The organism is Nocardia cyriacigeorgica, assembly GCF_010868145.1.
In the GTDB taxonomy this organism is placed as follows: Bacteria; Actinomycetota; Actinomycetes; order Mycobacteriales; family Mycobacteriaceae; genus Nocardia; species Nocardia cyriacigeorgica_D.
This window is the reverse complement of sequence record NZ_JAAGUY010000018.1, coordinates 95,234-121,411: the sequence shown is the minus strand read 5'-3', so window position 1 is coordinate 121,411 and position 26,178 is coordinate 95,234. Positions and strand designations below refer to the sequence as shown.

At 66.0% G+C, this 26,178-nt stretch carries 20 protein-coding genes, 1 tRNA gene and 1 pseudogene; 18 read left to right on the top strand and 4 right to left on the bottom strand.

Annotated elements, in window-relative coordinates:
* The first annotated feature begins 62 nt into the window (after positions 1-62).
* The 4 genes and pseudogenes from GV792_RS20250 to GV792_RS20235 all read left to right on the top strand — a co-directional run.
* Positions 63-5,045, top strand: coding sequence for an SDR family NAD(P)-dependent oxidoreductase (locus GV792_RS20250; RefSeq protein ID WP_163825815.1), 4,983 nt, complete (start codon positions 63-65; stop codon positions 5,043-5,045).
* Positions 5,046-5,064: 19 nt separating this feature from the next.
* Positions 5,065-6,642 (top strand): flavin-containing monooxygenase, encoded by a 1,578-nt coding sequence (locus GV792_RS20245; protein WP_163825813.1) that lies wholly within the window; start codon positions 5,065-5,067, stop codon positions 6,640-6,642.
* A gap of 367 nt (positions 6,643-7,009) precedes the next feature.
* A complete protein-coding gene (locus GV792_RS20240; RefSeq protein WP_163825811.1) occupies positions 7,010-8,017 on the top strand; it encodes an acyl-CoA dehydrogenase family protein in 1,008 nt (335 codons plus the stop codon).
* A 183-nt stretch (positions 8,018-8,200) separates the two neighbouring features.
* Positions 8,201-8,410 (top strand): annotated as a pseudogene (locus GV792_RS20235) (site-specific integrase); the annotation flags it as partial.
* Positions 8,411-8,453: 43 nt separating this feature from the next.
* On the opposite strand, the gene GV792_RS20230 reads toward GV792_RS20235, so the two are convergent.
* Positions 8,454-8,540, bottom strand: a tRNA-Leu gene (locus GV792_RS20230).
* Positions 8,541-8,763: 223 nt separating this feature from the next.
* Here GV792_RS20230 and GV792_RS20225 point away from each other — a divergent pair.
* The 9 genes from GV792_RS20225 to GV792_RS20190 all read left to right on the top strand — a co-directional run bounded on the left by GV792_RS20225 (position 8,764) and on the right by GV792_RS20190 (position 18,729).
* A complete protein-coding gene (locus GV792_RS20225) occupies positions 8,764-9,378 on the top strand; it encodes an ANTAR domain-containing response regulator (protein WP_163825809.1) in 615 nt (204 codons plus the stop codon).
* Between the two features lie 220 nt (positions 9,379-9,598).
* Complete coding sequence (locus tag GV792_RS20220; RefSeq protein ID WP_163825807.1) at positions 9,599-10,804, top strand: branched-chain amino acid ABC transporter substrate-binding protein; 1,206 nt, start codon at positions 9,599-9,601, stop codon at positions 10,802-10,804.
* Positions 10,805-10,894: 90 nt separating this feature from the next.
* Complete coding sequence (locus tag GV792_RS20215) at positions 10,895-11,932, top strand: branched-chain amino acid ABC transporter permease (protein ID WP_163825805.1); 1,038 nt, start codon at positions 10,895-10,897, stop codon at positions 11,930-11,932.
* Complete coding sequence (locus tag GV792_RS20210) at positions 11,929-13,356, top strand: branched-chain amino acid ABC transporter permease (protein WP_163825803.1); 1,428 nt, start codon at positions 11,929-11,931, stop codon at positions 13,354-13,356. Before GV792_RS20215 ends, GV792_RS20210 begins: the two co-directional genes overlap by 4 nt.
* A complete protein-coding gene (locus GV792_RS20205; RefSeq protein WP_163825801.1) occupies positions 13,353-14,324 on the top strand; it encodes an ABC transporter ATP-binding protein in 972 nt (323 codons plus the stop codon). Before GV792_RS20210 ends, GV792_RS20205 begins: the two co-directional genes overlap by 4 nt.
* Complete coding sequence (locus tag GV792_RS20200) at positions 14,321-15,052, top strand: ABC transporter ATP-binding protein (RefSeq protein ID WP_163825800.1); 732 nt, start codon at positions 14,321-14,323, stop codon at positions 15,050-15,052. Before GV792_RS20205 ends, GV792_RS20200 begins: the two co-directional genes overlap by 4 nt.
* Before the next feature lie 171 nt (positions 15,053-15,223).
* Positions 15,224-17,890, top strand: a complete 2,667-nt coding sequence (polA, locus tag GV792_RS20195) for a DNA polymerase I (RefSeq protein ID WP_256668050.1) — start codon at positions 15,224-15,226, stop codon at positions 17,888-17,890.
* Positions 17,891-18,074: 184 nt separating this feature from the next.
* Positions 18,075-18,206 carry a hypothetical protein gene (locus tag GV792_RS29745; RefSeq protein WP_256668042.1) on the top strand — a complete coding sequence of 44 codons (132 nt, stop codon included), beginning with the start codon at positions 18,075-18,077 and terminating at the stop codon, positions 18,204-18,206.
* 91 nt (positions 18,207-18,297) lie between these two features.
* Positions 18,298-18,729, top strand: coding sequence for an alpha-isopropylmalate synthase regulatory domain-containing protein (locus GV792_RS20190; protein ID WP_163825796.1), 432 nt, complete (start codon positions 18,298-18,300; stop codon positions 18,727-18,729).
* Positions 18,730-18,789: 60 nt separating this feature from the next.
* On the opposite strand, the gene trxA is transcribed toward GV792_RS20190, so the two are convergent.
* Entirely contained in the window at positions 18,790-19,161 is a 372-nt protein-coding gene (gene trxA / locus GV792_RS20185) for a thioredoxin (RefSeq protein WP_163825794.1), read from the bottom strand.
* Positions 19,162-19,209: 48 nt separating this feature from the next.
* Positions 19,210-19,740 carry a 2'-5' RNA ligase family protein gene (locus tag GV792_RS20180; RefSeq protein ID WP_163825792.1) on the bottom strand — a complete coding sequence of 177 codons (531 nt, stop codon included), beginning with the start codon at positions 19,738-19,740 and terminating at the stop codon, positions 19,210-19,212.
* A gap of 68 nt (positions 19,741-19,808) precedes the next feature.
* Between GV792_RS20180 and GV792_RS20175 the strand changes: the two genes are divergently transcribed.
* The 4 genes from GV792_RS20175 to GV792_RS20160 all read left to right on the top strand — a co-directional run bounded on the left by GV792_RS20175 (position 19,809) and on the right by GV792_RS20160 (position 23,681).
* Positions 19,809-20,900 (top strand): isocitrate/isopropylmalate dehydrogenase family protein, encoded by a 1,092-nt coding sequence (locus GV792_RS20175; protein WP_163825790.1) that lies wholly within the window; start codon positions 19,809-19,811, stop codon positions 20,898-20,900.
* 177 nt (positions 20,901-21,077) lie between these two features.
* Entirely contained in the window at positions 21,078-21,950 is an 873-nt protein-coding gene (locus tag GV792_RS20170) for an ABC transporter substrate-binding protein (protein ID WP_178124435.1), read from the top strand.
* Position 21,951: 1 nt separating this feature from the next.
* On the top strand, positions 21,952-22,884 hold the full coding sequence (locus tag GV792_RS20165; protein WP_163825788.1) for an amino acid ABC transporter permease: 933 nt from the start codon (positions 21,952-21,954) through the stop codon (positions 22,882-22,884).
* A gap of 44 nt (positions 22,885-22,928) precedes the next feature.
* Positions 22,929-23,681, top strand: coding sequence for an amino acid ABC transporter ATP-binding protein (locus GV792_RS20160; protein ID WP_163825835.1), 753 nt, complete (start codon positions 22,929-22,931; stop codon positions 23,679-23,681).
* A 45-nt stretch (positions 23,682-23,726) separates the two neighbouring features.
* On the opposite strand, the gene GV792_RS20155 is transcribed toward GV792_RS20160, so the two are convergent.
* Positions 23,727-24,638, bottom strand: a complete 912-nt coding sequence (locus GV792_RS20155; protein ID WP_163825786.1) for a LysR family transcriptional regulator — start codon at positions 24,636-24,638, stop codon at positions 23,727-23,729.
* Positions 24,639-24,709: 71 nt separating this feature from the next.
* On the opposite strand from GV792_RS20155, the gene GV792_RS20150 reads away from it, so the two are divergent.
* On the top strand, positions 24,710-26,113 hold the full coding sequence (locus tag GV792_RS20150; RefSeq protein WP_163825784.1) for an FAD-binding oxidoreductase: 1,404 nt from the start codon (positions 24,710-24,712) through the stop codon (positions 26,111-26,113).
* Positions 26,114-26,178: the final 65 nt, after the last annotated feature.

The following is a 26,178-nucleotide window of genomic DNA, read 5'->3' as shown; positions in this document are numbered from 1 at the left end:
CCTCGCGGGTGGATTGGGCGTTGGGGCATGCGGGGTTGTTGACCGCGGCGCGGGATTGGCCGGTGGTTGATCGTCCGCGTCGTGCTGCGGTGTCGGCGTTCGGTATCAGCGGCACCAATGCTCATGTGATCCTCGAGCAGGCGCCGGAATCGGTGACCGACCCCGTCACCGCCCCCGTGGCCGGTGCTGGTGGGGACGAGCCGGTCGTGTGGGTGGTGTCGGGTCGCACGCCGGAGGCGTTGACGGGGCAGGTGCGGCGTCTGCGGGATTTCGTGGCCGGTGACCCGTTGATGAACGTGCGGGACGTGGCGCGGTCGTTGGTGTCTCAGCGGTCGCGGTTCGACCACCGTGCGGTGGTGGTAGGTGCGGATCGGGACCAGCTGCTCGCGGGGCTGACTGCGCTGTTGGAGCAGACTCCGAGGCCTGGCGTGGTTACCGGCGTGGCTGGAGCGCCACGCAAGACTGTACTGGTATTCCCTGGTCAGGGGGCTCAATGGCTGGGCATGGGAAGACAGCTCCTGGACTGTTCGCCGGTGTTCGCTCAGAAGATGGCCGAGTGCGATGCCGCGTTGTCGCCGCTGGTGGATTGGTCATTGTTCGCCGTGCTCGCGGGTACGGAAGGAGCGCCGTCGCTGGAGCGCGTCGACGTGGTTCAACCAGTGCTCTTCGCGGTGATGGTGTCATTGGCCGAGCTGTGGCGCTCGGTTGGTGTTGTTCCGGACGCGGTAGTGGGTCATTCCCAAGGCGAGATTGCCGCGGCGTGTGTGGCCGGCGCTTTGTCTCTGGAGGATGCGGCTCGGGTAGTGGTCCTGCGGTCGGCCGCCTTGATCGCTGTGACCGAGCAGGGTGGGATGGCGACGGTGTCCTTGCCTGTCGACCAGGTCACCACGCTGCTGGCCGGATACGACGAATTGTCCGTGGCCGCAGTGAACGGCCCGCAGGCAACGGTGGTCTCCGGTGTGGCAGTACAACTCGAGGGTTTCCTGGAAGCCTGTGCCCGCGACAACGTTCCCGCACGCCGGATCTCGGTGGACTACGGCTCACATTCGCCGCAGGTCGATGTGCTCCGCGAACCGCTGCTGAAGATGCTGGCCGAACTTCATCCCACATCGTCACACATGGCGTTCTGGTCCAGCGTGACCGGAGGTGTACTCGACGGCACAGAGTTGGATGCGGACTACTGGTTCCGGAATCTGCGGGAACCAGTGTGTTTCCAACAGGCAGCTCAGGCCCTGCTGGAGGACGGGTACAACGTCTTCGTCGAGGTCAGTCCGCATCCTCTGCTCACGGTCGGTATCGAGCAGATTTGTGACCTTCGGGCAGGTGCCGATCCCGTGACCGTAGTGGGTTCGCTGCGACGTGACGAAGGGGGCATGGACGCTTTCCTACTGTCAGCGGCGCAGTTGGAGGTGTCGGGTGTGGGGGTGGATTGGGCGGCGTTGCTCGGACCTGCTCATGGGGGCGGAGTGTCATTGCCGACGTACGCGTTTCAGCGGCGTAGGTATTGGTTGGATGGAATTTCGAGCGGTGGGGATGCGTCGTCGTTGGGGTTGTCGGCGGCTGGTCATCCGTTGTTGGGGGCGGTGGTGGTGTCCCCGGACGGGGACGGTGTGGTACTGACCGGCCGAATCGGCCTGGCGACCCATCCGTGGCTGGCTGATCGTGCCGTGGGTGGGCGTGTGCTGTTACCCGGGACCGCCGTCGTGGAGTTGGTGTTGCGCGCGGCAGCGGAAGCGGGTTGTGCACTGCTGCGGGAGCTGACTGTTATGCAGCCCCTTGTGCTGTCCGACGAGGTCGGGATGCAGTTGCAGGTAGTGGTGGACGGTGCCGGCGAGCTCGGCCGCCGGTCGGTGTCGGTGTATTCCCGTGCCGAGGCCGCCGACGGCATGTGGGTTCTGCACGCACAGGGTGAGTTGGGGATCGAGGGTGTGCCGGAACTGGAGGCGGGGTTGGCGGTGTGGCCGCCCGATGGTGCGGTCGCCGTGCCTGTGGATGGTCTGTATGACCGGATGGCTGTCGCCGGTGACGAGGTTGGACCGGCGTTCCAGGGGTTGCGATCGGTATGGCGGTGTGGCGCGGACCTGTTCGTGGAGGTCGAGCTGCCCGAGTCGATGGCCGATGTGTCGGGGTTCGCGGTGCATCCGGCCTTGCTGGAGTCGGTGCTGCACGGACAGCTTGTCGATGTCGATCCCGATCCCGGACGGGTGAAGTTGCCTTACTGCTGGCAGGGGGTGACTTTGCACGCGACCGGAACGTCGCTGCTGCGGGCACGTATCACTCCAGTCCCTGGCGGTACCGATGCGGTATCGATCCAGGTCGCCGATGCCGTCGGCCGGATGGTGCTCACGACGCGGTCCTTGACCGTACGGGAGGTATCTTCCGCACAGCTGGCGGCCTTCTCGGTGCAGGACGGGTTGCATGGAGTGCAGTGGACACCCATGGCTTCGCAGGTCATCTCGCCTGTCGATGCCGAAACCTTCGCCGATGGTGAGGTTTTCGGAATCTGGGTGCAGAACCAGGAAGTGACCGTACCTGCGGTAGTCGTATTCGACCGTGGCGTGGTCGGTGCCGGTGCAGACGAGGATGTGCCGAGCCGTGTCCGCGATGCGTCGCATGAGATGTTGAGCGTGCTGCAGGCCTGGCTGGGTGGGTTGCGGTGTGCGGCGAGCACCCTGGTTGTGGTCACTCGTGGTGCGGTCGGTCAGGCCGGGCACGATGTCACTGATTTGGCGGGATCGGCGGTCTGGGGTCTGGTGCGTTCGGCTCAGTCGGAGGCCCCGGGCCGTATCGTGCTGGTCGACACCGACGCTGACGAGCTGACCGCCGAAGGGCTGGCGGCGGTGATCGTTTCGGGCGAGCCCCAGGTTGTGATTCGTGCCGGTGTCGTGCATGTAGCCCGATTGACCCGGCTACCTGTTCAGGCCAGGGATACAGGGAAGATCGCCCGCAGGGTGCCCGTCGACGTGCCACGGCCGGTACCGGGCGTGGGCGGCGTGGTGTCGGCTGGGACAGTGCTGGTCACTGGCGGTACAGGTGGTTTGGGCGCGGTGTTGGCGCGGCATCTGGTGACAAACCATGGGGTGCGGTCGCTGGTATTGGCGAGCCGTCGTGGCGCGGCTGCGCCAGGAGCGTCGCTGTTGGTGACGGAATTGGGCGAGCTGGGTGCGCGGGTGCGGATTGTGGCTTGTGACGTCGCGACTCGAGATGGGGTGGCCGAGTTGTTGGCGGCGGTACCCGAGCAGTCCCCTGTGACAGGCGTGGTGCACGCGGCCGGTGTGCTCGATGACGGCGTGATCGCGTCACTGACACCGGACCGGATGGACGCCGTACTGGCAGCAAAGGCCGATGCCGCCTGGCACCTGCACGAAGCCACGAGCCGGATGGATGTGGGGATGTTCGTGCTCTACTCGTCCGCGGCGGGTGTGTTCGGAGCAGCGGGGCAGGGCAACTACGCGGCTGCGAATGTGTTCCTGGATGGGTTGGCCGCGCATCGGCGCGCGAATGGGCTGGTCGCGACCTCGATCGCGTGGGGGTTGTGGGCTTCCGATACCGGGATGACCGGGCATCTCGCTGATACCGACACCGCTCGGTTGGGTCGTGGTGGGTTGTCACCTATCTCGACAGAGCAAGGTCTGGCACTGTTCGACTCTGCGATCGTCCAGGACCGCGCCGCGGTAGTCGCGGCTCCGCTGGATCATGTGGTGCTGGATGCGCAGGTCAGGGATGGGACATTGATCCCGCTGCTGCGGGGATTGGTATCGAGTGCACGACATCGTCCGGTGCTGGAGCTGTCGCCGGAGCGGGGGGCGGATCTGCGAGAGCGGGTTTCAGCGCTGGCGGAAGCCGAGCGACTGCCGATGCTGCTGGGCGTGGTGCGAGACCAGATGGCGGTTGTGCTCGGTCATGATGGCGCCGACGCGATCGATCCAGCCGGCAACTTCCGGGAGTTGGGTTTCGATTCGCTGGCCGCGGTCGAGGCCCGTAACCGGCTCAATACGGTCACGGGACTGCGACTGCCCGCCACCCTGATCTTCGACCATCCGACACCGGCCACCGTCGCCCGGCACATTCTGGACGAACTACTCGGAGCCCATGAGGAGACCGTGGCAGCGCCGATGCGGCTGTCGGATGCAGCTCGCGAATCCACCGATATTCCGGCGGCGAAACACGCCAGTCCCGCAGAGACTTTGGTCGGTGTCATCCGGCAGGCGATCGCAGACAATAGATTCGGACACGGTGTGGCGTTCTTGCGAGCAGCAGCGAAACTCCGTCCGGTGTTCGACCACGTCACCGAGGGAATGCCGACCGGCATCGGAATCAGTGGCGGTTCGCCCGGCAACAGTGGCGGGGATGTCCTGCCGCACTTGGTATTCGTCAATGCCCCGGAATTCCTCGGCGGATACATTCAGTACACGCAGCTCGCCGCCCATGTCGGCGGTCACCGCCGTGTCTCGGCTATCCCGCTGTCGGGATACGATCCGGATGAACCGCTCCCCGCCTCTCTCGATGCCGCAATCGGCAGCATCGTCGGGATGGTCCTCGATACCGTCGGCCAGGACGAATTCGTTCTCGGCGGCTACTCGGTAGGCGGAAACATCGCCCACGCGGCGGCGGCTCGGCTAATGGAACAAGGAAATACCCAGCTGCAAGGCCTGGTCATCCTCGACGGCTTTATGGCCCGAGAGGCGAATGAACGCCTACTGAACGGCCGCGGGAACCACCTGCTCGAGATGGACGCGACGATCCCCGACATCGCCGGCCTCACCACCGCACGGTTGACCGCATTCGGCTGGTGGTTCGACCTGGCGATGCAGATCGAACACAAGCCTCTTGAAACTACGACGCTTGTCGTGAAGTTCACGCGATCGTCGCCTCCGCCTCAGAGGCTCGATGAGTGGCCGATAGAAGCGTGGTCGACCGCGCAGACGGTCCAGACCGTGGATGCGGATCACGTTGCGCTGTGCGGCGCCGAGGTTCACGTTACAGCGCAAATTATCGACCAATGGCTCACACAGCTGAGCACCGGCATCCGACCTGTTCAGTGAGTGGGAAGCAATGAGCACTATGACAACACAACCCGATCACGAGATCGTGGTAATTGGGGCGGGGCCCGGCGGTATCGCGGCGGGTGCGCTGCTCAAACGTGCGGGAATCGACGAGTTCACAATCCTGGAACGCGCGGGCGAGGTCGGCGGCAGTTGGCGCGACAATACGTACCCGGGGATCAGTGTGGACGTACCCGCGCTCGTTTACCAGTACTCGTTCGCTCGCAAGGCCGATTGGCCAACAGCGTTCCCGACAGGTGCCGAGGTTCAGGCGTATCACCAGGATGTCGCCCGCCGTTACGGTCTCTATCGGCACCTACGGTTCCACGTCGAGATCGTCCGCGAGGTATGGGACGAGAAACACCGCCGATGGGCGTTGCACACCGCTGACGGCGAGATCATTACGGCCAGGTTCGTGATCAGCGCGGTCGGTGCTTTTCTGCGACCCAAAGTCGATGGTGGCATACAGGGTCTCGGTGACTTCGCCAATATGGTGCAACGCCCGGACGCCTGGGACCATGCACACGACTTGGCGGGTAAGCGCGTGGCAGTGGTCGGTACCGGCGCGAGTTCCGTTCAGATCACGCCCGCGATCGCGCCTGAGGTAGGCCACCTCGATGTCTACCAGCGGACGCCTGTGTGGTGCCTACCGAAACCCAACTACCAGGTCCCGCGCTGGCTCCAAGCCGCCTTGCGGGTGCCAGGCGTGGCGGCGGCCCAGTGCGGGGTGATATTGCTGGGGTTGGAACCTATCGCCACACTGGCTACGTATATGCCCTTGGCAGTGGCGAAACCGTTGATGGCCGCCTTCGATGCCTTCGCCACGCGGGTTTACCGAGCGTATCTCCGACGGATCGTTGATGACCCCGAAACGGCCGCGGCACTGACACCCGGCTATGGGCCCATGGCGAAGCGGCTCACCCTGTCGACCGGATTTCCGGCGGTGTTCAATCGCGACAATGTTCGCCTCATCACCGACGACATCGAGCGGTTCACCGAGCAGGGCATCCGGACCATCGATGGCACCGAGCATCACTATGACGTCATCGTGCTGGCGACCGGCTACGAGATGCACACCGATCCGGAAAGTTATGCCGAAGGCGCTGTGGTCGGCCGGGACGGATTCGATCTCGGTCAGTTCTTCGGCGCCAATGGAGTGCAGGCCTATGAGGGTGTGGCTGTAGCCGGCCTGCCGAACCGCTGGATGCTGGTCGGACCGTACTCGTTGTCCGATATCGGATGGCACGGAATGGTGGAAACCACCGCATCACATGCCATTCGAGCGATAGTGGAGGCGCGGCGCCGCCGGGCGTCGACCGTCGAGGTGAGCGAACGGGCGCACGCCGCCTACCATGCCGAGATACGCAAGCGTGGTCAGGTCCTTCGGCACTACGTCGAGACGCAAAACAAAGGTACTCGAACCTACTACCGCAACTCGCACGGTGACACGCCGTATTTCCGGCCTGCCGGAGCCCTTGAAACACGGTGGCGTGGCAGACATTTTCCGTTCACCGACTATCACTTCGAGGCGGAGCATCAGTCCGGAGACCGGGAAGGCAACCAGGAAGAAGGTCAAGCCCGAAGTGCGCTGGGGTAAGGGACAGTGTGCAGAGATCGGGTTGCGTGTGGTAAGGATCGGCGCCCCAGCCGATTCCGTGCACGAAGATCGCCGGGGCGGCGCTGTTCTTGCCTCATGGTGGGGTGGTATCCCACTCGGTCCCGTGTAGCGGTTCGAGTATCGATCGATCCTCCCCGGGGGGTCTGGACGAGTGTGAAAGTGGTCGGTGGATGGTCGAGCCAGATCCGCCGTGACTTCTCCTAGGCGTAGGTGGCGTTGGGCCAGCCGCAGATACACGTGCACCGGCGCCTACCCTTCGACCCAACCGTGTAGCCCGTATCCTGTACGCCTCCAGAAACTTTCGTACTATCGGTCGATACTTCGAATCGAATCGAGGACGTTTCCGATGACGGACAATGAGCGGTCGTTGATCGAACGCGCGCAGCGTGTGGCCGAAGTGGTGCTGTATCCGGACGCGGCGGCGGTCGATCAAGACGGCGTGGTGCCCGCCCGGCACTGGGAAGCGCTGGCCGAGGAAGGACTCTACGGCGCGGCGGTGGCCGGGCTCGAGCTGTCCGATATCGCGCGGATCATCGAAGTGCTCGCGGGTGGCTGCCTGTCGACGGCGTTCATCTGGATGCAGCATCACTCGGCGGTGCGCAGCCTGGCGAACACCGCGAACACGGGTCTGCGCGAGATATTTTTCGCCGACCTGTTAAGCGGTCGCAAGCGTGCGGGCGCGGCGTTCGCGGGCGCGGTCGCGCAACCGGCGAAACTGTCGGCGACTCGGGTCGGCGGCGGATATCTGCTGACCGGTGATGCGCTGTTCGTCAGCGGATGGGGAGTCGTGGACCTGCTGCAGGTGGCGGCGCGGGAGAGAACCGAGGATGCTACGGACACGGTCGTCTCGGGCCTGATCGAAGCAACCGCCGCCGAGACTTTGTCGGTCACTCCGGTCAGCCTGGTCGCCGGCCAGGCCACCGCGACGGTACGGATGCAGTTCGACAACCACCTGCTACCCGATCACCGGGTGAGCGAGGTGGCGGCCTTCAGCGATTTCTGCACCGCCCAGACCATTGGTTCGCGACTCAATGGTGCGGTGGCGTGTGGAGTTGCCGAGCGGGCGATCGACCTGCTCGAACTGACCTCCGCGGGTCCCGCAACGCTGCTGCGCGAGCAATGGCACAGCGTGCATGCCGGATTGGACGACGCCATGCCCGGTCCGGACGTGCTGCAAAAAGCGCGAGCGGTCGCGCTGCGGTCCGCGGCAGCATTGTTCGCGGCGAGCGGATCGGCGGCGCTGCAGACCGGGCATCCCGCGGAACGGCTGATGCGCGAGGCCACGTTCACGCTCGTCGCAACGAGCCTCCCGGACATGCGGGCACTATTGGTCGACGGGTTCGCCCGGGGCTGAGCGGCTCGGGCTGAAGCCGGCGCCGCTTCGAGACGGCAGGCAACAGTATGCCCGTCGACGGCCCCGAACGCCTGGGAGCCCGCCCGCTGGCCTGCAGGCCGAGTCGCCGACCGATATCCCGGACCAGATCGGTGAGAGTTGGCGTTGTGATGACGTGAGCACGGCGATAAAGGTGCCGAGCAGTGTCGCTCGCACGGCCTTCGCCGCACGGCAGCTTCATTGGCGATCAGTGCCGGGGCGAACATCAAGGTTGTTCAGCGGATTCTCGGCTACAAGAGGGCCACGCTGACCCGGGACCTGTACGGGCACCTGTTCCCGGATGATCTCGATGCCGTGGCGGTCGGGATGGATGCGGTCACTAGGACTGCTGCCGACCAATTGCTGACTGCGTGAGATGGGCAACGTCGGAAGCGTCGGACACAATGCCGTTCGATCTTGGTGCCGAGTGTGGGACTCGAACCCACACGCCCTTTCGGACAACGGTTTTTGAGACCGTCGCGTCTGCCAGTTCCGCCAACTCGGCGCACCGGAGGGAATGATAGCGGGTCGATGGCGATATCGGCTAACCGGTCACCCCTTGCTGTGACCTGGGCGAGGTTTGCCCTGGGTAGATGCGTTCTATACCGAAGTGAAAGGTACTCTTTACATCACTCGATGGCGTGACGGTGGCTCTTCGGTCGGATATGTCCGGCTGTGGCGGCGGTGGATCGCATCGGGGCTCGAGCATCGAACCAGAGGGGTCTTCTATGAGCACTACTGCGGGCGCGGACGCCAAGGCCGGCGCCGTGGCGAAGCGTGTCGTCGTCGCCGAAGACGAGGCCTTGATTCGCATGGATCTGGTGGAGATGCTCACCGAAGAGGGCTATCAGGTGGTCGGCGAGGCAGGCGACGGCCAGCAGGCGGTCGATCTGGCGGTGGAGCACCGTCCGGATCTGGTGATCATGGATGTGAAGATGCCGCGCCGCGACGGTATCGACGCCGCCGCCGAGATCGCCTCGAAACGTGTTGCGCCGGTGGTGATCCTCACCGCGTTCAGTCAGCGTGACCTGGTCGAGCGGGCCCGCGACGCCGGCGCCATGGCCTATCTGGTGAAGCCGTTCACCAAATCGGATCTGGTGCCAGCCATCGAACTGGCCGCGAGCCGGTTCCATGAGATCACCGCGCTGGAGGGCGAGGTCGCGAGCCTGTCGGAGCGGTTGGAGACGCGCAAACTGGTCGAGCGGGCCAAGGGCGTGCTGATGCAGACCCAGGGGCTGTCGGAGCCGCAGGCCTTCAAGTGGATTCAGCGCACCGCGATGGACCGCCGGACCACCATGAAGGCGGTTGCGGAAGTGGTGCTGGAGAATCTGACACCCCAGTGACCGCCCGTCGGCGGTATACACGACGCGATTTACATCGAGGAAACATAATCGCGAAAAAGAATTCGACACGATGTCATCTGCATGATCCGAATGCGGTGCGGATCCATCGTGCCGACGCTATGTTTCTGCGCAGGCTGAGTCGTCGGCCTCCTCGGTTGGCCGGGGGAGCACAGGAACGTAGAGGTGAATCGTGCTTAGTTCGACATGGCGAAACCGTACGATGCGAGTGCTGGGGGTCGGCGCGGCCGCAGCCCTGGTGTTGACCGGGTGCAGCGAAAAATCGACCGGCGATTCGGAGGCCACCGGAACCGACGGCGCCGGGGGCCTGTCCATCCAGCCGGTGATGCAGATCGACGCCGAGGGCAAGGAAGTTCCCTCCACCGACACCACAGCAGCCGCCGATCCGGCGGGCGACGGTTCGGCGACCTGCCCGCAAGGCACCTCGATCGCCATGGCTGGCGCGTTGACCGGGCCGAATGCCGCGCTCGGCATCAATATCCTCAACGGGGCGAAGCTGGCGATCGATCAGCACAACAAGGCGAACCCGGGCTGCCAGATCGAGCTGAAGCCGTTCGACACCGAGGGCAACCCGCAGAAGGCCACGCAGGTCATCCCCCAGATCGTCAACGACCCGACGATCCTCGGCCTGGTCGGCCCGGCCTTCTCCGGCGAGACCAAGGCCACCGGCCAGATCCTCAGCGACGCAGGCCTGGTGTCGGTGTCCTCGTCGGCCACCAACGCCTCGCTCACCCAGAACGGCTGGCAGAGCTTCTTCCGCGGCCTGGCCAACGACGATGTGCAGGGACCGTCGGTGGCCAACTACATGGTCAGTACCGCCGGCTACAAGAAGGTGTGCGTCGTCCAGGACAACACCGACTACGGCACCGGCCTCGCCGCCAGCGTCACCGCCGCCCTCGGCCCGGTTGCCGATCCGGCGTGCGCGGCCAGCATCAAAGAGGGTGACAAGGACTTCTCCGCCACCGTCACCAAGATCTCTAGCGTGAACCCGGACGCGATCTTCTACTCCGGCTACTACGCCGAGGCCGCACCATTGGCCCAGCAGTTGAAGTCCGGTGGCGTGGACGCGACCTTCGTCTCCGCCGATGGCAGCAACGATCCGCAGTTCGTCTCCCAGGCCGGAAGCTCGGCCACCGGGGCGGTGCTGTCGTGCCCGTGTGGTCCGGCGCCGGAGGAATTCACCACCGAGTACGAGGCACTCAACGGCCAGGCCCCCGGCGTCTACTCGGTCGAGGCCTACGACCTGGCCACCATCCTGGCCATGGGCATCGACGACGGGAAGCTGACCCGGCCGGATCTGCTCGCGTTCGTGCGTGGCTACGACGGTGCCGGGCTGGCCCGCCAGTACAAGTGGAACCCGGACGGTGAGCTGTCCAACGCGCTGATCTGGGTGTACGAGGTCAAATAGCGCAAGCGGCGACGGCGCGTACTCCGACCTGCCGGTGGTCGGGGTACGCGCCGATCCATCAGGGGCGACAGCGATGAGGGCTTGGCACGGATGACTCCTACCGTTTATTTCGGCGCGCTACCGCTGGCCGACGGCTCGATCGACTTCAACTACGAAGGGGTGATCGATCAGTTCTGGCGGTTGACCGTCGACGGATTGTCCTACGGCGCGATCTACGCGCTGGTGGCCGTCGGTTACACACTGGTCTACGGCGTGCTGCGGCTGATCAACTTCGCACATTCGGAAGTGTTCATGCTCGGCATGTTCGGGCAGTACATCGGATTGATGCTGCTCGGGTTCTCGCCGAGTGGCGATGTGTACTCCGAGGGCGTCATCCTGACCGTCACCTATCTGGGGCTGGCCATGCTGTTCGGCATGGCGGTGTCCGGGGCGGCGGCGGTGGGATTGGAGCGGGTCGCCTATCGGCCGCTGCGCCGTCGCGGCGCCAAACCCTTGATCTTCCTGATCACGGCGATCGGTATGTCGTTCGTGCTGCAGGAATTCGTGCACTTCATCCTGCCGAAGCTGTGGCCGGATCTCGGCGGCACCAACGCACAGCAGCCGATCATCCTGGTCGAGCCGACGGTGCAGTTCAGCATCGGCGGCGCCGACGTCACCAATGTGACGATCGTGATCGTGGTGTCGGCGGTGGTGCTTGCCGCCGCCGCCGAGATGCTGATCAACCGGACCAAGTTCGGGCGCGGGATCCGTGCGGTCGCCCAGGACCCCGATACCGCCACGCTGATGGGCGTCTCGCGGGAGCGGGTCATCATGCTGACCTTCCTCATCGGCGGTGTGCTGGCCGGCGCGGCGGCTTTGCTGTACGCGCTGAAGATTCCCAACGGCATCATCTACTCCGGGGGGTTCGTCCTCGGCATCAAGGCCTTCAGCGCCGCGGTGCTCGGCGGTATCGGCAATCTGCGCGGCGCGCTGCTCGGCGGCTTACTGCTCGGACTGGCCGAGAACTACGGGCAGATCCTGTTCGGCACCGAATGGCGCGATGTCGTCGCGTTCGTGGTGTTGGTGCTGGTGCTGATGTTCCGGCCGACGGGCATCCTCGGTGAGAGTCTCGGGAGGGCCCGCGCATGAGTGAGAAGACCACGACGATCGCGGCCCCCACACCGCCGCCTCGGCCAACGCACGGCGCCGGCGATGCGTTGCGCGGCTGGTGGGAAGGTCTGAGCAGACCGGCGCAATGGGCGTTCGGGGTGCCGGCGATCATTGCGCTCGCGTTGCTTCCACTGTTCCCGCCGCCGCTGCTGGATACTCCTGGCACCAGCTTCGGCGGGGTGATGGCGCAGTTCGCGATGTACGCGCTGATCGCGATCGGCCTCAATGTGGTGGTCGGGCAGGCGGGGCTGCTCGATCTCGGTTACGTCGGCTTCTACGCCGTCGGTGCTTACACAGTCGGCCTGCTGACCAGCCCGAACAGTCCCTGGAACCAGACCGACGGCGGCTGGCTGGATCCCGATTGGGCCTGGTTGGCGTGTGTACCGCTGGCGATCGCGGTCACCGCGGTATCGGGTCTGATCCTTGGTTCGCCGACACTGCGGCTGCGGGGTGACTATCTAGCGATCGTCACCCTCGGTTTCGGTGAGATCGTGCGGCTGCTCGCGGACAACCTGGGCGAGCTGACCAACGGCAGCCTCGGCCTGTCCGGTATCGCCTACCCGCATGTCGGCGAATCCGAGGAACGTCCCAACGGAGTGTTCTCCGCGGGCAATGTCGGTGACGCCGACAGCGCGAATGTGCTCGACCGCGCCAACTCGGGCACCTGGTGGTACTGGCTGGGCATGGTCTTCGTGATCGTGGTGCTACTGATCGTCGGCAACCTGGAACGCAGCCGGGTCGGGCGCGCCTGGGTCGCCATCCGTGAGGACGAGGACGCCGCCGAGATCATGGGTGTGCCCGCGTTCAAATTCAAACTGTGGGCGTTCATGATCGGCGCGGCGGTCGGCGGCCTGTCCGGTGCGCTGTATGCGGGTCAGGTGCAGTTCATCAATCCGACCGGCTTCAACATCATCAACTCCATGTTGTTCCTGTGTGCGGTGGTGATCGGTGGCCAGGGCAACAAACTCGGGGTCATCGTCGGAGCGTTCCTCGTGGTGTATCTGCCCAACCGGTTGATGTCGGTGCAGCTGGTCACCGATGAGATGGCCGGCTACATCCAACTCGGGGTGCTCGCGGTGGTGTTCGCCGGGCTTGCGGTGGCCTGGCGGCTGTGGTCGCGCCGGTTCGGAATCTGGGTGCGCAGACTGTTCGTGACGGCGACCGTCGTCCTCGGCGTGTACTGGGTGATCCTGCTCGGCAGCGTGCTGCTGTTCCGGCCGCAGGGTGCGCAGAGTCTCGGCGACCTCAAATATCTGTACTTCGGCATCGCGCTGGTGGTGATGATGATCCTGCGGCCACAGGGCCTGTTCCCGGTCCGGCAGAAACTGCTGGCCTACGGCAGGCAGATCTATCTGGCGGTGCGCAGACCGTTGCGCGGCGAGCCGGTGGGAGCGAACCGATGACCGGGCCGGGCGCGGGCGATGCACTGTTCGACAACGAGGACATGACCGCCGGGTACGTGCCGGAACCGGAGGTGGAGTCGGCGGGCACGGTCGACGTCGAGGCGGTCGATCCGACGCTGGCCGACGCGGCCGCCGTCGCCGAGGTCGTAGCACCGCATCGCGAGATCGAGACCGAGGTCGGCGCCCCGCTGCTGCGCACCGATGGGCTGACGGTGAAGTTCGGTGGCCTCACCGCCCTCGACGCCGTCAGCTTCGAGATCCGCCGCGGCGAGATCCTCGGCCTGATCGGCCCCAACGGCGCAGGAAAGACCACCTGCTTCAACGCCATCACCGGCGTGTACCGGCCGTCGGCGGGCACGGTGTATTTCGACGGCAAACCACTGACCAAGACCAAACGCAACGCCATCACCCGCCTCGGCATCGCCCGCACGTTCCAGAACGTGCGGCTCTTCGGTGAGATGACCGCACTGGAGAACGTGGTGGTCGGCACTGACGCCAGGCACAAGACCTCCGTGCCGGGTGCGATCTTCCGCACGGCAAGGCATCGGCGCGAGGAACGTGACGCCATCGAACGTGGTATGGCGCTGCTGGAGTTCGTCGGGATCGCACCGCGGGCGGTGGAGAAGGCGCGCAATCTGTCCTACGGCGATCAGCGCAGGCTCGAGATCGCTCGCGCGCTGGCCACCGAGCCGAAACTGCTGTGCCTGGACGAACCGGCCGCAGGCTTCAACCCGATCGAGAAGTCGGCGCTGATGGATCTGATCCGCAAGATCCGCGACGACGGCTTCACGGTGCTGCTGATCGAGCACGATATGCGCCTGGTGATGGGGGTGACCGACCGCATCGTCGTGCTCGAATTCGGCCGCAAGATCGCCGACGGCCTGCCCGCCGCCATCCGGGCCGATCCGGCGGTGATCGCCGCCTATCTCGGTGTGCCCGACGACGAGGACGGACAGGACGCCTCATGAGCACAGCTGAACCGATGCTCGAAGTCGACGAGATCTACGTCAACTACGGCAGAATCCAGGCGCTGCACGGTATTTCGCTGCGGGTGGCCGACGGTGAGCTGGTCACCCTGCTCGGCGCCAACGGCGCGGGCAAGACCACAACCATGCGCGCGCTGTCGGGATTGCTGCCACTGACCAAGGGCCGCATCCTGTTCGAGGGCCGGGATATCAGCCGGATGAAGGCGCACGAACGGGTGGTGGCCGGGTTGATCCAGGCCCCGGAAGGCCGGGGAATCTTTCCCGGTATGTCCGTGCAGGAGAACCTCGATATGGGTTGTTACGCACGGCCGTTCAAGGAGAAGACCGAATACGCCGCGACCCTCGACCGTGTCTTCGACCTGTTTCCTCGATTGCGGGAACGGCGCAAACAGGTCGGCGGCACGCTGTCCGGCGGCGAACAGCAGATGCTGGCAATCGGTCGTTCGCTCATGGCGCGGCCGCGGCTGCTGCTGCTCGACGAGCCCTCGATGGGGTTGGCGCCCATGGTGATCCAGCAGATCTTCCGCATCGTCAGCGAGATCAACGAGCAAGGCACCACCGTCCTGCTGGTCGAACAGAACGCCAGGCAGGCGCTCAAGCGCAGCGATCGCGGCTACATCCTGGAGACCGGTGAGGTGACCAAGACCGGCACCGGTGCGGACCTGCTCGTCGACCCGGCGGTGAAGTCGGCATACCTGGGTGTGGGATGAGCGAGCCCGCCCGGGTGTCGGCCGTTCGACTTGTCGGTGGCTGTCCCTAGACTCTGGGGGGTGAGTTCACCGACGACAGCCCAGCGTTCTGCCTCTTCCGGATCAGGCACGGCACCGAGCACCACGTCGAGTGCCGCAGCCGCCGCGACGGCCGCGGGGGAGCGGCCGACGCTGTTGCTGATCGATGGTCACTCGGTGGCTTATCGTGCCTTCTACGCGCTACCGGCGGAGAACTTCAAAACCGTCACCGGCCAGACCACCAATGCGGTGTACGGCTTCACCGCCATGCTGATCAATCTGCTGCGCGATGAGAAGCCCACCCATATCGCCGCGGCGTTCGACGTCTCGCGCCAGACCTTCCGCACCGAGGCCTACCCCGAGTACAAGGCCAACCGCACCGCCACCCCCGACGAGTTCCGCGGCCAGGTCGAGCTCACCAAGGATGTGCTCGGTGCGCTGGGTATCCCGGTGATGGCGATCGAGGGCTACGAGGCCGACGATGTGATCGCGACGATCACCACCCAGGCGGTGCCGCAGGGTTACCGGGTGCTCATCGTCACCGGCGACCGTGACTCCATACAGTTGGTCAACGACGATGTCACGGTCCTCTATCCGCGCAAGGGCGTCTCCGATCTCACCCGCTTCACCCCCGATGAGGTGCAGACCAAATACGGCCTCACCCCCGTGCAGTACCCCGATTACGCGGCGCTGCGCGGCGATCCGAGCGACAACCTGCCCGGCATCCCGGGTGTGGGGGAGAAGACCGCCGCCAAGTGGATCCGTGAGTACGGCGATCTGGCCACCCTGGTCGACAAGGTCGACGAGGTGCGCGGCAAGGTCGGCGATGCGCTGCGCGCGAACCTGAGCAGCGTCGTACTGAACCGGCAGCTCACCGAAATGGTGCGCGATGTGCCGCTGCCCTACACCCCCGATCAGCTCGCCCAGGCGCCGTGGGACCGCGAACGCATTCACCGGCTCTTCGACGATCTGGAATTCCGCGTGCTGCGAGACCGGCTGTTCGAGACCCTCGCCCCGCCGAGCCCCGAGGCCGAATCCGGGTTCGAGATCAGCGGTTCGTCGCTGGCGCCGGGCAGCGTCGGCGACTGGCTGGCCGATCACGCGCCGGTCGGCGTACGCCACGGTGTGTCGGTGGTCGGCTCGGGTGCGCCCGCGCACGGCGACGTCAGGGCGATCGCGATCGCCGCCGCCGATGGTGAGGGCGCCTATATCGATGTCACCGGGATGACTCCGGAAGACGAAGCTCGCCTCGGTGCCTGGCTGGCCGATCCGGCCCGTCCCAAGGCGCTGCACGAGGCCAAGTCCGCGATCCACGCGTTGCGCGGTCGCGGCTGGTCGCTGGCCGGGCTCACCAGCGACACCGCGCTGGCCGCCTATCTGGTCCGGCCCGGGCAACGCAGCTTCAATCTCGACGATCTGTCGCTGCGCTATCTGCATCGTGAGCTGCGCGCCGAAACCGACCAGGCCCCGCAGTTGTCATTGCTCGACGACGAGGACGCCGTCGATACCGAGGTCGCGCAGACCGAGATGCTGCGCGCCCGCGCCGTCGCCGACCTCGCCGAATCTCTCGACGGTGAGCTGGCCGGAATCGAATCCACCGCCCTGCTCGGCGAGATGGAGTTGCCGCTGCTCGAGGTCCTGGCCACGCTCGAGGACGCGGGCATCGCCGTCGACGTCGCCCAGCTCGAGTCGCTTCAGCGTCAGTTCGCCGACAAGGTGACCGAGGCGGCCGATGCGGCCTACGAGGTGATCGGTAAGCAGATCAACCTCGGCTCGCCCAAGCAGTTGCAGGTGGTGCTGTTCGACGAGCTCGACATGCCGAAGACGAAGCGCACCAAGACCGGCTACACCACCGACGCCGATGCGCTCGAATCGCTCTACGAGAAGACCGAACACCCGTTCCTCGCGCATCTGCTCGCCCACCGCGACGCCACCCGGCTCAAGGTCACCGTGGACGGCCTGCTCAAATCCGTCGCCGACGACGGCCGTATCCACACCACGTTCAACCAGACGATCGCCGCCACCGGCCGGCTGTCGTCCACCGAACCGAACCTGCAGAACATCCCCATCCGCACCGACACCGGCAGGCAGATCCGCGATACCTTCGTCGTCGGCGCGGGTTATGAATCGCTGATGACCGCCGATTACAGCCAGATCGAAATGCGGATCATGGCGCACCTGTCCGGCGACGCCGGCCTGATCGAGGCGTTCAACTCCGGTGAGGATCTGCACAGCTTCGTCGCGTCGAAGGCCTTCGATATCCCGATCTCCGAGGTGAATCCGGAGATGCGACGCCGGATCAAGGCCATGTCCTACGGCCTCGCATACGGTTTGAGCTCCTACGGCCTGTCCGCGCAGCTGAAGATCAGCACGCAGGAGGCCAAGGACCAGATGGAGGTCTACTTCGCCCGGTTCGGCGGTATTCGCGATTACCTGCACGAGGTGGTGGAGCAGGCACGCAAGGTCGGCTACACCCAGACCCTGTTCGGTCGCCGCCGCTACCTGCCCGACCTGGATTCCAGCAACCGTCAACGTCGCGAAGCCGCCGAGCGGATGGCATTGAACGCCCCGATTCAGGGCACGGCCGCCGATATCATCAAGGTCGCGATGATCAACGTGCACAAGGCGATTCAGGATGCGGGGCTGCAGTCGCGGATGCTGCTGCAGATCCACGACGAACTCCTCTTCGAGGTCGCCGCGGGTGAACGCGAGGCCCTCGAGGCGCTGGCCCGGCGCGAGATGGCCGCTGCCATCGACCTGTCGGTTCCGCTCGACGTATCCGTCGGCACCGGACGCAGCTGGGACTCGGCCGCGCACTGACGGAGGCGGGCGTCGCCCGCGTGACGCAGGTCGACCACCGACGCAGGGTGATACCGGCGACTCGACACCTACTCGCCGGTACACCTCACACACCCCATGACCTGGGCGAACACTGCTCGGCGCGAAAGAAAACAGCAAGCAAATGTGGTTGCCTTCCCCGCGGCGACTCTCTATCCTCGGACGCGTGCCGAATCCCTCCGACCGCCACAGCGCCGCGCTGCATGTCGCCGACCGCGACAGCGCTGCGCTCATGCCGCACACCGCGATGGTGGCGCGTCGGCTAGTGCTCGTAGTACCCCGCCGCAGCGGGGTCTGATTCGGACCGGCCCCCTCGCTGCGGGCCGTTTGACGTTCGTTGCTGGTCCCCTCTGCCGCCTGCAAGCATCCTCGGGAAGACCTACGTGCACATGACCATGCTCCTCGACAGCCATGACCTGATCGCCGCCGCCCCACGGAGCCTGCGCTCCGAAAGCGCCGGCCTTACCCCCGACCAGTTCCGCGATCGCTACGGCGAACGCACCGGGCCGATCCGGCTCGGCGACTGGTCACCCGCCGGAAACCGGCACGCGAATTTCACCGCGACGCTCGAATTCGCCGGCCACCTGCGCACCGTCGTCGCCACCGGGAATCCGGTCGCGGCCATGACCTCGGCCCTCTACGAGGAGGGCTACCCGGTCGAGATCCTGCAATTCCACCAGCGACGCACCGGTGACGCCACCGCGACTTTCGTCCAGTGCGAGTTCAACGGCCGCCGTGGCTGGGGTGCCGCTCTGGCCGGTGACGGCGCCGAATCCACGGTCCGCGCCATGATCGCCGGGCTCAACCGCCTCGGCGCCTGATACGGCAGACGGACCCTGCCCTTCCCGGATCGGGAGGGCCAGGGTCCGTCGTCGCGGTAGTTACTCCGCCGATGCCTGCTGCTCTGCCAGCTGCTTACGCACCTCATCCATATCGAGGCCCTTCACCTGGGTGACCAGGTCCTCGAGTGCGGCGGGGGGCAGTGCGCCGGGCTGGGCGAACACCAGCACGCCCTCGCGGAAGGCCATGATCGTCGGAATCGATCGGATATTGGCGGCCGCCGCGAGGCCCTGCTCGGCCTCGGTGTCCACCTTGCCGTGCACCACATCGGGGTGCTGCTCCGACGATGCCTCGAAGGTGGGGGCGAAGCTGCGGCACGGTCCGCACCACGAGGCCCAGAAATCGACGAGTACCACGTCGTTTCCGGTGACGATCTCATCGAAGTTCTGCTGGGTCAGCGTCTGCGTTGCCATGGGCGTCCTCTCGTATCGGTATGCCGGGTCCAACGCCGGGCACCGGTGTTATCTTCCACCGGCGACCGGCCAGGCCCGCCGTTCGTCGCCGTCCCACCTCCGGATACCCACCACGGTCGCGGTGAAATCACGTTCGGCGGCGACCGCGAGAACTGCCTCGCCGAGCTGCGGTGGTGGTACGCGTCTGGCCAGTGTGACATGTGGGGTCCACTGATCCGGGTGCATATTGCCCGGAACTCCCGGACAGGGTGATACCAGCGCGTGCACCCGTCGCTGGCAGGCCAGCAGCTCTTCGGTCGGCACCACCAGCCGCACCAGGATCGGCCTGCGAGCCCCGAAGACCAGCACCCCACCCAACCGCACCCGGAAGCGGCGAAACGGCAGTTTCTCCAGGTCGTGGTCGATCCGCGGCCAGATCTGCTTGGCCACGGCGACGGTGATGTGCGGACGTTTGGGCGGGTCACCCGCCGCGGGCCTGCGAAGCACACCGGGCAGACCGGCCTCGGCCAGCACTGCCCACTGCTCACGGATGTGTTCCTCTGCCGTGTCGTCGAGCACCAGTTCCACCGACTGCACCATGATCTGCAGAAACTAGCCGTCGCGCCCCCGCGCGCGAGGGCGTTCGACCGCGACGGGAGGATGTCGGAGTGAGCGAGGCACGACGAACGGACGGTGGACGGCTGCGGCTTGGCCTGATCGACGGTGACGGCATCGGCCCCGAAGTGGTGGGTTCGGCGCGTGCGGTGGTCGACGAGGCGCTGGCCGCGGCGGGCGCCGAGCCGGTGGCGTGGGTGCCGCTATCCATCGGGCACCGGGCGCTCGACGAGTTCGGGACCCCGCTGCCGCAGCAGACCCTCGACGCGCTGGCCGAGCTGGACGGATGGATCCTCGGCCCACACGACAACGCCTCGTATCCGGCCGAGCATCGGGTGGCTCCTGGCGGCGCGATCCGCAAGCACTTCGGGCTGTACGCCAATATCCGGCCTGCCCGCGCGTTTCCCGGGGTGCGCGCCGCTGCGCCCGATATCGATCTGGTCATCGTGCGGGAGAACAGCGAAGGCTTCTACTCCGACCGCAATATGTTCGCCGGGTCTGGTGAGTTCCGGCCCACCGAAGATGTCGCCATGTCGGTCGGTGTCGTCACCCGCCGCGCCTGCGAGCTGATCGCGCACGAGGCACTACGGCTGGCGAGCACCCGGCGCAAGCGGGTGACGATCGTGCACAAGGCGAATGTGCTGCCGATGACGATGGGCCTGTTCCGCGATGTTTGTTACGAGGTCGCGGGGCAGTACCCCGGTGTGCAGGTCGACGACGAGCACGTCGACGCCACCGCCGCGCATCTGGTCCGCGCACCCGGTGACTTCGATGTTCTGGTCACCGAGAACCTCTTCGGCGACATCCTCTCCGATTTGGCCGCCGAAATGAGCGGATCGCTGGGGCTCGCGGCCTCGCTGAACTGTTCGGCCGATCGCGCGATGGCGCAGGCGGTGCATGGCGCGGCGCCCACCCTGGCCGGCCGCAACCGTGCCAACCCGGCCGCCTTGCAGCTGTCGTCGGCAATGTTATTGCACTGGCTGGGAATCCGGCATTCGACGCCCCTGCTGACCCAGGCCGCCGAACGGATCGAGCGCGCCGTCGCGACCACTCTGGAAGCCGGGATCGCGACGGCCGACCTGGGTGGGCTGGCCTCGACCAGTGAATTCACCGAGCACGTGAGTGCCAGGGTGCACCGCCGGTGAGTGCGCGTCATGGATCGGTGTGTACTCGGCCGCGGTGGCGCGATTCTCCGCTACTGTCCGGTACGCGAGGGCTCGCATCGCCTACATTGCGAGAAGGTGAGGTCGGGTTCTCCGGACCGGAAGGTGGAGGCTGCGGTGGCTGATCGTCCCGAATCCGGCACGCGCGGACGCTGGGCGGTGCTGGTTGTCGGCGTGCTCACGGCGATCGTGCTCGCGGTGGCCGGCTGCACACACAACACCGAGGATCTGCCCGACGTCGCGAAGGTGCCGGTGACCGAGGTGCCGGAACTCGCGGCGACGGTGCCTGCGGAGATCAGGCAGTCCGGGGTATTGAAGGTCGGGGTCAATGTGCCGTATCAACCGAACGAGTACCGCGACAGCGACGGCAATATCGCCGGATTCGACGTCGACCTGATGGATGCGGTGACCACCGTGCTCGGTCTGCGCGCCGAATACATCGAATCGGCCTTCGAGAAGATCATCCCCGCCGTGCAGGCGGGCACCTACCACGTGGGCATGTCCTCGATCACCGACTCGGCAGAGCGGGAGAAGCAGGTCGATTTCGTCACCTACTTCAACGCCGGTGTGCAATGGGCCCAGCGCGCTGATCGCCCGGTCGATCCGAACGATGCCTGCGGTAAGCGCGTCGCGGTCCAGGCGACCACCTTCGAACACCTCGAAGAGCTGCCCGCCAAGAGCAAGGCCTGCGAGGACGCGGGTAAGGACCCGATCATCATCCAGAGCTTCGACGAGCAGAGCACCGCGACCAATGCTCTGGTCCTCGGTCAGGTGGACGCCATGTCGGCGGACTCGCCGGTCACCGCGTACGCCATCAAACTCACCGAAGGCAAGATCGAACCCGCCGGGCCGGTCTTCGACGCCGCGCCCTACGGCTGGGCGGTGGCCAAGGGTTCGCCGCTGGGTCCGGTCCTGCAGCAGGCGTTGCAGCATCTGATCGATAACGGCGAGTACCGCCAGATCACCGAGAACTGGGGTGTGCAGGAGGGCGCGATCACCAAGTCCGTCATCAATGGCGCGCCGAAGGGATGACATGAGCGAATCACTGACCGAGCCGGAGTCGAGCACGACCGAACCGGAGCCGATCAAGGCCGTCCCGCTGCGCAGGCCGGGGCGTTGGATCGCCGCGACCGTCATTCTGGTGCTCGTCGGACTGTTCATCTACGGCGCCGCGACCAACCCGGCCTATCGCTGGGACGTGTACTGGCAGTATCTGCGCGACAGCCGCATAGCCGAAGGCGCAGTCGTCACACTGGAACTGACGGTGCTGTCCATGGCGATCGCGGTGGTGCTCGGCGCGCTGCTCGCGGTGATGCGGCTGTCGCCGAATCCGGTGCTGCGGTCCACGGCGTGGGTGTATCTGTGGATCTTCCGCGGCACACCGGTATTTGTGCAGTTGGTGTTCTGGGGTCTGGTGCCGTCGCTGTACAAGCAGATCTCCCTAGGTGTTCCGTTCGGGCCCCAGTTGATCGAACTCGATGTGCAGGGTTTTCAGGCGGCGTTCACGTTCGCGGTGATCGGTCTGGGCCTCAACGAGGCCGCCTATATGGCCGAAATCGTGCGCGCGGGCATCAATTCGGTCGGTGAGGGGCAGCGTGAGGCGTCGGTCGCGCTCGGCATGTCCTGGTCGCAGACCATGCGCCGCACGGTATTGCCGCAGGCCATGCGAGTGATCATCCCGCCGACCGGTAACGAGCTGATCGGCATGCTCAAGACCACCTCGCTGGTGACGGCGATCCCGCTCAGCACCGATCTGTTCGGCCGGGCCCGCGATATCTACGGCGTGAACTTCCTGCCGATCCCGCTGCTGCTGGTGATCGCGACCTGGTATCTGGCCATCACCAGTGTGCTGATGGTCGGCCAGTTCTACCTGGAGCGCTATTTCTCGCGCGGGGTGTCACGGCAGCTGACCGCGAAACAGTTGCAGGAACTGGCCGATGCGCAGAATGTGGTGAAGGCGAAATGAGCGATGCGGTAGATGGCGGCGCGACCGGTACCGAAACCACGCCGATGATCCGCGCCGATCGGGTGTGTAAGTCCTTCGGTGCGTTGCAGGTGCTCAAGGGCATCTCGCTCGAGGTGGCACGCGGCCAGGTGCTGTGCCTGGTCGGCCCGTCGGGCTCGGGCAAATCCACCTTCCTACGCTGCATCAACCATCTCGAGCAGGTCAACGCTGGGCGGTTGTACGTCGACGGCGAACTGGTCGGCTACCGCGAGAAGGGTGACAAGCTCTATGAGCTGCATCCAAGGGAAGCGGCCAGGCAGCGACGCGAGATCGGCATGGTCTTCCAGCATTTCAATCTGTTCCCGCACCGCACCGCACTGGCCAACATCATCGAGGCGCCCACCCAGGTGAAGAAGGTCCGCAAGTCCCAGGCGGTGACCAGGGCCAAGGAACTGCTGGATCGGGTCGGGCTGGCCGATAAGGCCAATGCCTATCCGGCCCAGTTGTCCGGCGGCCAGCAGCAGCGCGTCGCGATCGCCCGCGCACTGGCGATGGACCCGAAACTGATGCTGTTCGATGAGCCCACTTCCGCGCTCGACCCGGAGCTGGTCGGTGAAGTCCTCACCGTCATGCGTGAACTCGCCGATTCCGGGATGACGATGGTGGTGGTCACCCATGAGATGGGGTTCGCCCGCGAGGTCGCCGATCAGTTGGTGTTCATGGACGGGGGCGTGGTGGTCGAGGCCGGACCGCCGCGTGAGGTGCTCGAGCAGCCGAAACATGAGCGGACCAAGACGTTCCTGTCGCGGTTGCTGTAAGCGGCCGGTTTTGGGTTCGGCGTTCGGCCCGCTTCCGGCATCGCGTCAACGGGCGTCGGCCGCCGGCCTCGCCAAGGCGATGCGTAGCTGCCCGAGAAGCACTTTCGCCGCCGGAGTGCTCGGACGGTCGGTGCGCCAGGCGATGGCGAGTTGACCGCGCAGTTCGGGCCGCACGATCGGCAGCGTCCGGACGCCGAAGGCGGCGGCCTCTGCCTCGGTGAGCGCGGGAACCACCGCAACGCCGAGTCCATGCGCTGCCAGTCGTAGCAGCAGTGGCGGTGCCGCGGCCTCGAAGGCGATATTCGGGGTGAAACCCGCTGCCACGCAGGCGCGCCGGAACACTCCGTGAATGCCGGTGCCGGGCGGTAGGCAGATCAACGACCGGTTCTGTAGGTCGTGCAGCGGCATGACCTGGCCATCGGTGTAGTCGTCGGCCGCGACGGCGGCGACGATACCGGTGTCGAGGATGACATCGATGGCGATGCCCGGATCGAGATCCGCGCCGGTCAATCCGACGACGGCGATATCGAGTTCGCCGCGGGTCACCGCCGCCAGCATATTCTCCGAGGTGTCCTCGGTGAGCACGATGCCGACCTGCGGGTGATCGTCATGAAAGGCGGCGAGCGCGGCGGGCACATCGAACTCCTCCACTGCTGCGCCGGAGATGAGGCCGACGCGGACCTGTCCGCGCAACAGCCCGGTGAACTCGTCGACCGTGTGTGCGATCCGTTCGGCGGCGGCCAGTGCGGCACGAGCATCGGCGAGCACCGCGGCTCCGGCTTCGGTCGGCGTGACCTGGCGTGTGCCACGCTCGAGCAGCGGCTGTCCCAGCTCGCGTTCCAGTTGCCGGATCTGTGCGCTGAGCCCGGGCTGGGTCACGTGCAGCCGTTGCGCGGCGCGGGTGAAGCCGCCCTCCTCGACGATGGTGACGAAGTAGCGCAGATGGCGAAGCTCCATAACTATTGATTATGGCAGCGAGACGAACTAGCTGTTTCCTTTATCGACTCTCGCGCGGCATCCTCGAAGACATGGGAAACATCGCCGCCGAGAACACTGACCTCGCCATCGAACTCACCGCCGCCGCCGAAGCGGAGTTGCCGGGCTTCGCCGCACCGATATTCCGTCCCGCCGATGAGGGATTCGACGCCGAAGTCGCCGGCTTCCAGACCGCCTACCAGCACCGTCCGGCAGTGGTCGTCGCCGCACGGCATGCCGAGGACGTGCGTGCCGCCGTCGAATTCGCGGCACGGCACCGACTGCCGGTGGCGGTACAGGCCACCGGGCACGGTCTTTCGGTCGCCGCCAGCGGCGGCGTGCTGATCAGCACCCGACGGATGACCGGCATCGAGATCGATGCCGACGCCGCGACCGCGCGGGTGGGCGCCGGGGTGCAGGCCGGTGCGCTGATCGACGCAGCGGCACAGCACGGGCTGGCGCCGTTGAACGGGTCGTCACCGTCGGTGGGTGTGGTCGGCTACGTCCTCGGCGGCGGGCTCGGGCTGCTGGGCCGCACGTTCGGATACGCCGCCGATCACGTTCGTGCCATCGAACTGGTCACCGCCGACGGACGGATGCGCACCCTGCGGCCCGGCGACGAACTGTTCGGCGCCGTCCTCGGCAGCGGCGGTAATTTCGGCGTCGTGACAGCGCTGGAACTGGGTTTGGTCCCGGTCACCACCGTGTTCGGCGGTCAGCTCATGTTCGATACCGCCCTGGTGCCGCGCGCGCTCGAGGTGTGGCGGGAATGGACCGCGACTGTGCCCGATACGGTGACCTCGACCGTCGCCATGCTCGCCTTCCCGGACATCCCGCAGGTCCCGCAACCGCTGCGCGGCCGGTTCGTCGCGTCGATCCGGGTCGCCATCGATGGCAGCGCAGAGGAAGGCGAACGCCTGGTCGCGCCGCTGCGAGCGATCGGCACCCCGATGAAGGACGATCTGCGCACCATGCCGTACATCGAATCGCACACCATCCACTCCGACCCGGCCGATCCGCACGCCTACGCCGCGACGAACGCCTTGCTCGACGACCTCACCCCGGAGGCCGTCGAGGCGCTGCTCGCGGTGGCGGGTCCGGATTCCGGGCTCGGCGCAGTGATCGATATCCGGCATCTCGGCGGCGCCCTGCGTGCCCCCGGCCACGACGATCTCGCCCTCGACTATCGCGAGGCAGGCTATGTGGTGCGGGCGATCACCCTGCCGGAGCCGGGGGCCGAGGCCGTAGAGCCCGCCGCTGCGGTCCGCGCCGCGCTGGCGCCGTGGACGGTCGGCCACAGCCTCAATTTCCTCTACGGCGCCCCAGGCATGGCAGGCGTCGCCCAGACCAGGGCCGGCTACCGAGCCGACACCTATGCGCGGTTGGCCGCGCTGAAGTCGAAGTACGACCCGCACAACATGTTCCGCTTCAACCGCAATATCCGTCCCGAGCGCTGACCGGACGACGGACCCCGCGAGGTGCGTCGCGCCATGCTATTGTCGTGATATCACTTTGATACCTG